This window comes from Ignatzschineria sp. F8392 (assembly GCF_002252045.1).
Lineage (GTDB): Bacteria > Pseudomonadota > Gammaproteobacteria > Cardiobacteriales > Wohlfahrtiimonadaceae > Ignatzschineria.
Genome location: NZ_NEFF01000002.1, coordinates 86,352 through 98,119, shown reverse-complemented (window position 1 = coordinate 98,119; position 11,768 = coordinate 86,352). Strand labels below are relative to the sequence as shown.

The window sequence follows — 11,768 nt, the reverse complement described above, 5'->3', positions numbered from 1 at the left end:
GGATTATCAGTCTGAATTATTAGTATCAATTATTAGTATCAGTATAAGTTTTAGTCTAAGTTGCTAGTTTTAAAGGGAATGAAGAATGATCGAAGTCTCTCTACTTCGATCATCTTTTTCAGTTTGGTAGAGATTAGAGATAGATCAATAAAGGAGATCGATGATGACAACCTTGTGGGATGAAGAAGCCGATGAGGTCGAAAAGAGCATTAATTGTGTACTCAATCGTGGGGGCGAGCAGATTGCCCTGAAGAAGAGTGCTATTGGATGATGTAGATAGATGAAGTAATTTAAGGAGAGTGCGAATGCAGAAGAATTTAGAGCGGCCCATTGTGACGGCAGAGAAGAGAAGTTGGTTTGATCGAGTGGAATCATTTGGGAATAAGATCCCTAATCCGCTCTATCTATTTGTTATTTTTTGTCTCTTAATCGCGGTACTATCCGCAATTTTAAGTGGTATTAACCTAGAAGTGATCCATCCTGTGACGAATGATGTGGTCTCTATTCGCAATCTCATTAGTGGAGAGGGTTTAGTCTATATTTTACAATCAACGGTGAGTAACTTTATCGACTTTAAACCGCTCGGTTTAGTACTCTGTATGATGATTGCTGTAGGTCTTGTGCAAGAGGTTGGGTTAGCTGATTCAGCGATTAAGGCGCTTCTACTCAATGCGCCGCGCCGTTTTGTGACCGCTTCTATTTTTATTGTTGGTATCGTCGGCAATCTCGCATCAGATGCGGCATTTGTTCTTGTTCCACCTTTAGCCGGGATTATCTTTGCAGCAACTAAGCGGAATCCTATTGTGGGTATTTGTGCCGGATTTGTTGCTGTTGCGGCAGGGTTTACCGCGAATATCTTTATTGCCGGGACAGATGTGCTTCTCTCCGGGGTCACCAATGAAGCCTCTAAGATTATCAATGGTGTTGAGATTACACCTGCGGCAAACTGGTATTTTATGTTGCTCTCTGTCCCTTTCTTAACCATTTTGGGGACTTGGATTACAGAAAAGATTATCGAGCCACGTTTTCCTATTACAGCAGATTATAATGATAACCTAGCGCCGGCAGGGGGAGATGATTATCAGGTTACTGCAAAAGAGAAGCGGGCTCTAAAGATCACAGGATTGTATGCCTTACTCTTTGTTCTACTCTTAATTGCAACGATCTATCCAGAGGATTCTCCCTTAAGAAATGGCAATGGTGGTCTTGTACCATCTCCTTTCTTAAGTGGGATGATTCCGATTATTATGACCTTCTTTATCAGCTGTGCGATTGTCTATGGGATCTTTGCCGGCACGATTCGCCATTTTGATGATCTACCAACACTATTAGCCAATGCTTTAAAAAATGTGGGGGGATATATTGTTCTCGTCTTCTTTATTGCACAATTTATCGGTTGGTTTAATTGGACCAATCTTTCGATGTGGCTTGCGGTCTCGGGGGCTGATTTTTTAGCAGAGATAGAGTTACCCAATGTTGTGATGCTAGGTGCTCTGGTGATTTTAGCAGGGTTAATCAATCTTGTTGTCTTTAGTGGTTCTGCCCAATGGGCGATGATGGCGCCGGTATTTGTCCCGCTCTTAATGTTAGTCGGTGTTGAGCCAGAAGCGATTCAGATGGCATATCGTATTGGGGATTCCACGACCAATGTAATCTCGCCTACAAACCCCTATCTACCGATGGTATTAGCGTTGATCGCACAATATAATGCGAAAGTTCGCTTTGGAACTTTCCTCTCTATTATGTTGCCTTATTGTTTGATCTTTATTAGTAGCTGGACAGTTCTCTTTTTAATCTACTATAGCTTAGGGCTACCGCTAGGACCGATGTAATCATTTTTAAGAGAATCTGTTGAGGGGCGGGAGCCAACCATTTCGTTCTTTTCACTAATGCATGCCCGCGGTTTGGCGTCTTTGATGCCATTTGCTGGCGCGTGGTTTTTAGATGTACGCGATGGTGATCTCCGGCAACTCAACAGCTCTTTTTGTTTCAATTAATTTCAGTCAATCATTCTTATGATTCTTAAGAGAATCTTTTGAGGGGCGGGAATTTACCATTTCGTTCTTTTTGCCGGTGCATGCCCGCAGATCGGCATCTTTGATGCCAATTGCCGGCGCGTGGTTTTTAGATGTACGCGATGGTGATCTCCGGCAACTCAACAGCTCTTTTTGTTCTAAGAAAATAGTGGGTGATAGAAGATCGCCAATTGCCGGCATGCAAATTATGGAAGGATGCAGTGGTGATCTCCGGCAACTCAACAGCCTCTTTTTGTTTCAATTAATTTCAGTCAATCATTCTTATGATTCTTAAGAGAATCTTTTGAGGGGCGGGAATTCACCATTTCATTCTTTTTGCCGGTGCATGCCCGCAGATCGGCATCTTTGATGCCAATTGCCGGCACGTGATTTTGGGAAACGCGCGATAGTGAGATCCGGCAACGTTCAGCCTTTGCTATTTTGATGAATTGTTCTTAAGAAGGCTTATGGAGAGGCGGGAATTCACCATTTCGTTCTTTTTACCGGTGCATGCCCGCGGTTTGGCATCTTTGATGCCATTTGCTGGCGCGTGGTTTTTAGATGTACGCGATGGTGATCTCCGGCAACTCAACAGCTCTTTTTGTTCTAAGAAAATAGTGGGTGATAGAAGATCGCCAATTGCCGGCATGCAAATTATGGAAGGATGCAGTGGTGATCTCCGGCAACTCAACAGCCTCTTTTTGTTTCAATTAATTTCAGTCAATCATTCTTATGATTCTTAAGAGAATCTTTTGAGGGGCGGGAATTTACCATTTCGTTCTTTTTGCCGGTGCATGCCCGCAGATCGGCATCGATAAGATCGAAGGGATTATTGATGGTGAATAATTGCCGTTTTACTATAGCCACTCTTTGTTTTGGTGACTTCGATACGTGCCGGCAATGCCTGCTTGAGCTCTTCTACATGGGAAATCACACCGATCATACGTCCAGAGGCTTGTAGCTCGATGAGAACATCGATTGCCTGCATAAGGGACTCCTCATCAAGTGCTCCAAATCCTTCATCAATAAAGAGGGTATCGATAGAGACGCCCCCTTTATGGGATTGAATCACATCTGCCATCCCCAAAGAGAGACTGAGCGAAGCTTTAAATTTCTCTCCGCCTGATAAGGTCTTAACATCGCGATTTTCTCCGGTATAAGCATCATAAATATTGAGATCAAGTCCACTTTGAACATTGCGCGCAGCAATATCTTCGGAACGAATAAATTGAAACTGACCATGACTCATCTGATAGAGTCGGAGATTTGCCGCATGAATAATCATTTCAAAATATTCGATGAGAATAAAGCGCTCGAGCGAGATTCGGCTACTATTTTGTCCGCGGACAAGATCATAAACCTCAACTGTTTTTTCATGCCGCGCACGTGCCGCCTCTAAAGCGCTACTGACCTCATTAATCCCGGTAATCGTCTGCTTTATCTGGGTGATAAGTTGCTGATTTTTATGAAGTCCGCTCTGCAATTCTGCAAGCTTCTCTTTATCGCTACCTACTTTTTGCTCAAGTTCGGAGAGCTCGATCGGTGCTTTTCCGGCAAGAGCAAGAGAGAGGGCATTGACCTTCTCATGGGCGATGAGATAGCGTCGTTCAAACTCGGCCACCTTGTCACGATTTTCAGCGAGATGAGGGATCTGCTGTTGCGCCGCAATAAATTGAGCTTCATCAGTCTCTTCAGCGCCATCATTACTCTTTTTGATAAAAGAGGCTTGGATAAGTGCCAGAGTAAAATCCTCTTCTGCTTTTTTTGAGTCTTGAGAGAGCTTCTCTTTTTCTATCTGGTGTTGCTCTAGTTTCTGAGAGAGAAGCGCTCGCTCTTTTTCTGCTTCTTGTAATCTTTTTTCTGCTAATTTGAGTTGCGTTTTAAGCGTTGTTAAAGCGCTTTTTTGCTGATCAAGATAGGCTCGATAGGCTTGAGGATCACGTAGCTCTTCAGGGATATTTTGGAGTATCGATTTGAGTGCGCTCTCCATCTCTGTAAGGTAGTTTCTCTTCTCTTGATAAGATTCCCTTACTTGGTCGAGTTCTCTTTGATGTTGCATTAAAGCGGTTTCAATCGCTTCAAGCTCGGGGCGTAACGTTCGTAATAGCTGTAATGATCTTTGGCTATTATCAAAGGCAGATTGTACTTTTTGCCGATTAGAGGCAAGTGATGAAACCATCATTTCGTAGGTCGAGATCTCAAGGGCTAGAGGCACTATCTCATCACTCTCTTGTTGGCTGAAAGTGATCATTTTTTGCCACGACTCTTCAAGATCTTGAGAAGCTTGTTGAACTCTCTCTTCTAGCTCTTTCTCTCTATTGAGTAGTTGATCATATCGTCGCTGAGCATCGATCAGATTCTGATTGGCCACCTCAAACTGATGTTGTGGATTGATGGAATCTTCACCTGCCGTATGAGCATCTATTCCATCGATTTTATGTGGATGCTGGAAGCTGCCACAAACAGGGCAAGGTTTGCCATCTTCAAGCGTATGGGCAAGCGTTAAAGCTTGTTGCTGATAAAATTTTATAGCTGCATCTTTCTGCTCTTTTTGCGCGTTTTCAAGCGCAGTAGCTCTTCTTGTTTTCTCTTCTTCGAGTGATAAGAGCGTTGCTTGCTCGTGCTTCTGCTTCTCAAGTAATGTTGAGAAATGTTCAAAGTCGCGATGGAGTTGTTGATATTGCGCTATAGGATCACTATCGGTTTCAGCATTTTTTATTCTCTGCTGGCAATCACTCTTTTTCGTCTGCTCTTCGCGGATGATATCGCTTAAACGGTTGATCTCTTGTTGAATCTGAGTGATCTGCACTCGGCTCTGAGAGATAGTGGTCTGATATTGGGCTAGCGCCTCAATCTCTCTTTCTCGACTCTCAAGAAGGGTCACCTCCTCACTCAGCGCCGTGATAAGATCCTCTTTCTTCTGTGCAAGTTGATGTTGTTCTAGCGCATTTTGATGCTCTACTTCCGCCACTTTGAAGCGCTCTTGCGCTGCTGCTAATGCCTTTTGGGCTTCAGTGTACTCTCGACGTAACCGAAAGGCATCATTGGCAAATTTTTCCATCGACAGTGCCTTTTCCGCAAGAGCGACAGAATATTTTAAGCTGTCAACTGCTAATTGTTGTGCGCTAAGGGCTTGAAGATTTTTTTGTGCATCCTCTAACTCTTGGAATTTTGCATTGAGCGCTCGGTTCTCTATCAGTCGCTCCTGCTCTGTTTCGATGATGGCTTCTTGCTGCGTGATCTCTTTGCGAATAGTGCGCTCTTCTGCTTGATAAAATGCCGCTTCTACACCTAAACCTTCAAGCGCTTGAAAACTATTGATCTGAATTTCACTTCCCTCTTGAAAATGCTCGAAGAAAGGGGATTCCCGCGGTGGTAGTTGCCGATAGATCGATTGGATCAGGGTGTTATAACCAAACTGAATCTCTCTGACCTTCTCTTTAGAGCGATCGGCGCTCATTTTGAGATTCTCGACAACGGTTTGATAACGTTCAGTATTGAAGACAGTGCGTAAAATCGCCTCTTTATCGGTGGTCTTGGAGGTTAGAAAACGCTGATACTCCCCTTGTGGAAGCATGACAAGCTGATTGAATTGATCTCGATTGAGTCCTAATAGCTCCTCAATTTTAGGGTTGACCATATTGGGAATCTGCCGTTCAACGAGTGGGATCTCTGCAAAGAGATCACTTTGAGGACCATCATGGTTAAGCGCATATAACTCCGCCTTTCCTTGGGTAATCGTCTTGTTACCCGTTTTGCGATAGGGAAGCTGACGAAAGATGCGATACTCTTTCCCCTTGAGCTCAAAAATAAGCTCAGCAGTCGTCGGCTCATCATCGATCGCAAAATCACTTCGGAGTGAGAGAGTGGCATCTTGACGATCGAGACCGCTTGCTTCACCAAAGAGCGCATAGGAGATTCCATCAAAGATCGTTGTCTTGCCGGCGCCGGTTTTCCCGGAGATCACAAAGAGATTATGAGGAGCAAGTTTACGAAAATCGATCACTTCCGTTCCATGATAGGGGCCAAATGCGGTAAGGGTTAATTGAATGGGGCGCATGGGATTCTCCTCTACTCACTCTCTGTCTGTTGGATAGCATCAGCAAAAATCTGTAATGTCTCGGCATCGGGTTCTCTATCGAGCAGGGTACGATAGAAGCCGGTAAAGAGCGAGAGATCATCCTCTCGCTCTCTTTGAGGTGTCTCAAAATGTTTCTTGTGAAACATCGGTGTCTCTATCGGCAATCTCTGAACATGCATCGCATTGGGGAAAACAGTACGAATTTGCGCCATCGGTTGGAGTACCGGCGTCTCATCTAAAAGGGTAACAAAACAGTAATCTTCACTTTGAGGCATCTGGAGAATCTCTTTGAGATATCCTTTCACTTCACGCAACTCCCGACGGGGAGTAAAAGCGACCTTCTCAATGGATAACTCTCCTTTAGCGCCGAGCTCAATCTCCAAGATCACTTTTTGATGATTGGCTTCTGATTGAGAATATTTTAAGAGGGAGCCTGCGTATTGTATGCGTTCATCTTTAATGTAGTGCGCTTGATGGAGATGACCGAGCGCCACATAATCAAAGATCTCAAAGTGCTCGGCAGAGACATATTCACTGCCACCAATGGCGAGCGGACGTTCTGAATCGGAGGTGAGTCTCTCTTTTGAAGAGGAGTGGATCACAAATGCATGAAGAATGAGAATATTACGAACCGTAGGATCATATTGCGCTTCGATTTTGGTGACGATCGCTTTTAAGGCGCTATCGTGATCGGTGATATGCTCATCTTGTAAAATATGGCGTACGAGAGAGGGTTCTAAGTAGGGAATCGGGTAGAAATGGACTTCTCCCCATTGGTCCGAGAGAATGATCGGTTGAAAGGTAGGGTCGAGCTCTGTGATTAAAAAGCAGGATTGACTCTGGAGAAACTCATTACCAAATTGGAGGCGCTTAGGGCTATCATGATTGCCGGTAATGGCGATAATAGGAATGCCGGCTTTCAGGGCAATATCACGTAAAAATTGATCGAGCAGTTCGATAGCTTCAACTGGCGGGATGGCGCGATCGTAGAGATCTCCGGCAATGATGATCAGATCGGGGTGCTCTTGCTTAATATAGGTGGTTAACTGCGCTAAAATAGCACGCTGATCCTCGGTCATATAGATTCCATGGATCAGTTTGCCAAGATGCCAATCGGCGGTGTGTAAAATTTTCATGCCGTCTCTATTCCTCTCTCTTTTCTCTTTCTTGCAATTGACGCTCTCTATCTTTTAAAAATATCTTATAAGAATTTGATTATAACGAGCTTAATAAAGAGTCGATATGTTAGAATAATTTTATAAAATGATTATCGATATTGCGATATTGCGATATTGCGATATTGAAATATTGAAATATTGAATATCTACCAATAGATCTATCAATACGTCTGTCAATAATATCTATTAATAGGTCTATCAATAACGTTTATCGATAATTTTTCAGTTATCGCTGTTAGGGTAACAATGGGATCGCGCCTCTATTGACGCTCTAAGGCAATGACTCAAGCTTAGCATATTTGTGGGAAGGAGTTCGCTATGACAACACGGCCGGATCAAGTCTATCAGCAGGATCAGAGTGGTAGAATTACATTAACCTTTTTTTTCATCTTTAATCTCTTTGCGTTAATCACCTATATTATCGGTTTTACGCTTCTCAATAAGTTGGTAGCCGATGGTAATAATGCGGCTATGGAATTGAGTAAGATCGTTCCCTTTTCAACAATCACCTTCTCCGCTATTTTACCGCTTGGGTTGATTTTAGGCTTCTGGATGAGTGGTTTTGCGAAGCAAGATTTAGGGGGACTCTTCCGCTTAATGGCCTTAAAGCGAGGATTTATCTTAAGTTTCTTCTATCTCTTGGTGATTGTCGGCATTATCTTCTTTATCGATGAGCCCATTGCGCAGATGTTAGGTATCAGCTCTTTCTCCTACCGGATCTTTATCATTGTTCCCATCGGTGCTGTTTTGGGGGCGATCTTTGCTTATATCTGTGCTGCTATTGCGATTAAATTCTCAAAAGTGGCAAAAGCATATGATGAGAATCCTAATCGTAAGCCAGGGCGTATTGAAGAACCTAACTAGTTGTTAGACGTTATGAGGATCGATCAGGAGATCTGATTTTGTAATGTTCAAAGAAGAGAGTGGAATGCTCACCTTATTGTAAGGTGGGCATTTTTTATCGTTGTTTTATCGCTATCTTGAGGCTATTGGATAGCTGTTTGTTATTTGTCCGTTATTGGGTTGTTATTGTTATTGTTATTGTTTGGTTGTTTTTTGCTTGTTACCTGATCGTTATTTGATCACTATTTTGTTGGTAGAGAATCCTTTATGCGATCTCTTGTAGCGACTTTAGGGGAGAGTTGTGTAAGATATGCGCCGTAGAATTGAAATGATGATTGAATGCTAGAAGGAGTGATATCACAATGAAGAGAGTGAAAGACTTAGATAAAAAATACCGTGAAGAGGATGCCGAATCTTGTCGATATACGATTCAACCGCTATCTGACGAGGAGATCGAAAGTGCCGGTGCATTACTTTATCAGCGATTAGCAGAGATCAACCATGGGGTTGGAAAGGCGCTCTACTTGGCAACGCTTCCGGAGACTTTTCAGTTTTTACGTGAAACATCAATTCTGTTAGGTGCTTATGTTGAAGGTGAGTTAGTTGGAATCCTTGCCGCTGAAGAGGATGCGATAGAACGTATTGCTGTTGATAAGGAGTGGATTCGTCTTGGCATCGGTTCAGCATTGATAAGCGCGGCAGAAGAGCAGGGCGCAAGCTATATCGATATCTATCGAGATAATGAGGGCGCGGTGAAATTTATTGAGGCATTGGGATATGGGATCTATGATCTAACAGAGCCTGAGGCGGGAGATCTCTTAGCTGAAGTGCCCTATGCGATGATGCATTTTATGAAGTAGGGAAGATTATTTCCAAGGATCGGTAGTACGAAAAGAGAGAGCGAGAATATGATGTTCCCGCTCTTTTTATTGCCTCTTTTATTGTCTCTTTTTGTTATTTCTCGATCGTCATCTCGATAGACTCCATCTCAATCTGTACCGATCGATCTTAATTACCGGCTCATCATCTCTGCATGACGAAGTGTCTTTTTAAGAAGTTTGATAAAGATATCTCGCTCCTCATCCGATAAGTGTGTGATAAGGGAGTTCTCTAGATCGATATGGGTAGGTGCTACTTTTTCAATCAATGCTTTCCCCTCTTCTGTGAGCGTTACAATAACACCTCTTCGATCTTTAGGATCGGTGGAGCGCTCAATGAGACCTTTGGCTTCTAGGCGAATCATACGATTAGAGAGCCCCCCAGAGGAGACAAAGATCAACTCTTGGATACGACCAGGAGTGAGTTGATGATTCTCTTCTCTAAGGAGAACAGCCAAGATATTGAAGTCCCCAAAATTGATGCGATAGCGTGATAAGTTTTCGTCGATCATCTTATTGATGAAAGAGTCCATTCGTACAATCCGTCCGATAATTTCGGTGCCGGTAAAATCCATCTGTTGAAGTGGGGTTGCTTGCCACTTCTCAATCACTTGATCAACAAGATCAGGAGGGGTGTTATCACTCTCTATAAGAGTACTTTCACACGCTTGTTCTTGGGGCTCTTTGGGCATTATTTCGCTCCTTATGTAACTTTAATCCCGAAAATTTTAGGTGCCGTATTGATCGATCTTCTACTATCGGATGCAATAAATAATCGTTATAGAATATCGTTATAGAATCATGATCTATGATTGATGATCTTTAACGGTAGGGCAATTATAACGTTTTTTCACTTTTTTGGCAGTGGCACTCAAGTGCGATCTCTTATGAGAAGGATATCGCTTTTAGCAAAAATATGGTATCTTTCTACAAAGATTCTTCCGTCAAAGAGATTTGCGGAAGTTTTTTTATGATTAGAGGGGAGTTGAGGGTAGATGTCGATGCAGAAATCAGTTATGGATCAAAATTTAAAGCATGCCAGAAACCAAGGGGAGCGCAGAGCAATCCGTGGGGCGCTATTAACCTTCCATCAAGATCCATTTTTTCATCCGCTAGAGGAATCATATCGCTATGAGTCAGATGCGATTGTGGTGATGGAAGGGGGGATGATTGTCGCGGTTGGTTCAGCAGATCAGTTACTACCTACATTAGAAAATACTCCGATTACCCACTATCGCGATCACCTTATTTTGCCGGGATTTATCGATAGCCATGTGCATTATCCCCAAACAGAGATTATCGCTTCTTACGGTGAGCAGCTGATCGATTGGCTCAATCAATATACCTTTATTGCTGAACAGAAATTTAAAGATCGAGCTCATGCCGATCAAGTGGCGAAACGCTTTTTGCAAGAACAACATCGTAATGGCGTCACCTCTTCGACGATATTTTGTACTGTCTTTCCAGAATCAGTTGATGCGATTTTTAGTGAGGCTGAGCGCTACAATATGCGCGTTATGGCTGGAAAGGTCTGTATGGATCGCAATGCGCCCGAAGCCCTCTTAGATACTGCTCAAAGTGCTTATGATGAATCGAAAGCGCTTATTGAAAAGTGGCATGGGCGTGGACGGGCAGAGTATGTTATTACGCCACGATTTGCACCAACATCCACTTTTGAGCAGTTAGAGATGGTCGGCGCGTTAGCTGCAGAGTATCCCGATACATTGATTCAATCCCATATCTCTGAAAATCTCGATGAGATTGAGTGGGTTCGTTCGCTCTTTCCTAAGGCACTCGACTATGCGTATGTTTATGATCAGTATGGTCTATTGCGAGATCGTGCGATCTACGGGCATGGTGTCCATTTAACAGAGCGGGAGCTTGCGATTCTTCATGAGCGTGGTGCGGCTGTAGCACATTGCCCCACCTCCAACTTCTTTTTAGGCAGTGGCGCTTTCAATCTCCAACATGCCAAAGCAGAGGCGCGTCCTATTAAGGTCGGTTTAGGGACTGATTTAGGTGCGGGGACGAGTTTCTCTATTTTGCAGACGATGAATGAGGCCTATAAAGCGGCCCAACTCAATGGGACTCCCTATTCATCGCTACATACATTCTATCTTGCAACCCGTGGGACAGCCGAAGCGCTTCAGCTTGAAGAGAAGATCGGTTCAATTGCTCCAGGAATGGAGGCTGATTTGACAATTTTAGATCTTAAATCAACTCCGATCATCGAATATCGTATGCACTCTGCCTCTTCATTAGAGGAAGCGCTCTTTATTCAGATGATGATGGGGGATGATCGGGCAATTGCTGCCACCTATATTGCAGGAGAACCAGTTTACACTGCCTAACGTCTCTTTGAGGTACTGATGATCTCTCTCCAAAATTGAATCGATACCTCGACGAACAGTGGGCTGTAAAGTGCCGGTAGCCGTAATAAGCTGCCGGCTTTTTTATTCCAGTAAGAAGCAATCTAGGAAGAAGAAACCCAGAAAGAAGCAATTCGATAAGAAGGAATCCGATAAGAAGTAATCCGGTAAGTAGTAATCGGATAAGAAGTAATATTAAAAAAGAATAATTAGGAGATGATAGAGAGAGGAAAAGGGAAATAGAGATAGAAAAAGTTTGACTATTTTTCGCTCGTTTTTTTTGGGGTAAGATTGAGATAGAGTATCGAAAACGAAATAGTGCTGGTTACTCTTTTTAGATCTTGATCATCTTCTATTTAATATCTGTTAAGAGCATTTTTTGATACTGTTTTTGCTCTGTTCTG

Annotated in this window: 9 protein-coding genes; 5 read left to right on the top strand and 4 right to left on the bottom strand. The window is 43.2% G+C overall.

Annotated elements, in window-relative coordinates:
• Positions 1-305: 305 nt before the first annotated feature.
• Positions 306-1,832, top strand: a complete 1,527-nt coding sequence (locus B9T19_RS04680) for an AbgT family transporter (RefSeq protein WP_094567450.1) — start codon at positions 306-308, stop codon at positions 1,830-1,832.
• A gap of 292 nt (positions 1,833-2,124) precedes the next feature.
• On the opposite strand, the gene B9T19_RS10580 is transcribed toward B9T19_RS04680, so the two are convergent.
• On the bottom strand, positions 2,125-2,277 hold the full coding sequence (locus tag B9T19_RS10580) for a hypothetical protein (protein WP_158214350.1): 153 nt from the start codon (positions 2,275-2,277) through the stop codon (positions 2,125-2,127).
• A 205-nt stretch (positions 2,278-2,482) separates the two neighbouring features.
• On the opposite strand from B9T19_RS10580, the gene B9T19_RS04675 reads away from it, so the two are divergent.
• The gene (locus tag B9T19_RS04675; protein WP_094567449.1) at positions 2,483-2,758 is read left to right on the top strand and encodes a hypothetical protein; all 276 of its coding nucleotides are present in this window, start codon (positions 2,483-2,485) and stop codon (positions 2,756-2,758) included.
• Between the two features lie 86 nt (positions 2,759-2,844).
• Here B9T19_RS04675 and B9T19_RS04670 read toward each other — a convergent pair whose 3' ends face one another.
• A complete protein-coding gene (locus B9T19_RS04670; protein ID WP_094567448.1) occupies positions 2,845-6,075 on the bottom strand; it encodes an AAA family ATPase in 3,231 nt (1,076 codons plus the stop codon).
• 11 nt (positions 6,076-6,086) lie between these two features.
• Positions 6,087-7,232 carry an exonuclease SbcCD subunit D gene (locus tag B9T19_RS04665; RefSeq protein WP_094567447.1) on the bottom strand — a complete coding sequence of 382 codons (1,146 nt, stop codon included), beginning with the start codon at positions 7,230-7,232 and terminating at the stop codon, positions 6,087-6,089.
• A 360-nt stretch (positions 7,233-7,592) separates the two neighbouring features.
• On the opposite strand from B9T19_RS04665, the gene B9T19_RS04660 reads away from it, so the two are divergent.
• Entirely contained in the window at positions 7,593-8,138 is a 546-nt protein-coding gene (locus B9T19_RS04660) for a hypothetical protein (RefSeq protein ID WP_094567446.1), read from the top strand.
• A 341-nt stretch (positions 8,139-8,479) separates the two neighbouring features.
• Positions 8,480-8,977 (top strand): GNAT family N-acetyltransferase, encoded by a 498-nt coding sequence (locus tag B9T19_RS04655; RefSeq protein WP_094567445.1) that lies wholly within the window; start codon positions 8,480-8,482, stop codon positions 8,975-8,977.
• Between the two features lie 152 nt (positions 8,978-9,129).
• Here the strand turns inward: B9T19_RS04655 and B9T19_RS04650 are convergent, their stop codons facing one another.
• Positions 9,130-9,687 (bottom strand): MarR family winged helix-turn-helix transcriptional regulator, encoded by a 558-nt coding sequence (locus B9T19_RS04650; RefSeq protein WP_094567444.1) that lies wholly within the window; start codon positions 9,685-9,687, stop codon positions 9,130-9,132.
• Positions 9,688-9,996: 309 nt separating this feature from the next.
• Here B9T19_RS04650 and guaD point away from each other — a divergent pair, with 309 nt between their 5' ends.
• Positions 9,997-11,346: a guanine deaminase gene (gene guaD / locus B9T19_RS04645; RefSeq protein ID WP_233146795.1), complete on the top strand. Its 1,350-nt coding sequence runs from the start codon at positions 9,997-9,999 to the stop codon at positions 11,344-11,346.
• Positions 11,347-11,768: the final 422 nt, after the last annotated feature.

Coding starts and splice junctions, on each gene's coding strand:
- guaD (WP_233146795.1), top strand. CDS start 9,997: ATGCAGAAATCAGTTATGGATCAAAATTTAAAGCATGCCAGAAACCAA.
- B9T19_RS04670 (WP_094567448.1), bottom strand. CDS start 6,075: ATGCGCCCCATTCAATTAACCCTTACCGCATTTGGCCCCTATCATGGA.
- B9T19_RS04655 (WP_094567445.1), top strand. CDS start 8,480: ATGAAGAGAGTGAAAGACTTAGATAAAAAATACCGTGAAGAGGATGCC.
- B9T19_RS04660 (WP_094567446.1), top strand. CDS start 7,593: ATGACAACACGGCCGGATCAAGTCTATCAGCAGGATCAGAGTGGTAGA.
- B9T19_RS04675 (WP_094567449.1), top strand. CDS start 2,483: ATGGAGAGGCGGGAATTCACCATTTCGTTCTTTTTACCGGTGCATGCC.
- B9T19_RS04680 (WP_094567450.1), top strand. CDS start 306: ATGCAGAAGAATTTAGAGCGGCCCATTGTGACGGCAGAGAAGAGAAGT.
- B9T19_RS04650 (WP_094567444.1), bottom strand. CDS start 9,687: ATGCCCAAAGAGCCCCAAGAACAAGCGTGTGAAAGTACTCTTATAGAG.
- B9T19_RS04665 (WP_094567447.1), bottom strand. CDS start 7,232: ATGAAAATTTTACACACCGCCGATTGGCATCTTGGCAAACTGATCCAT.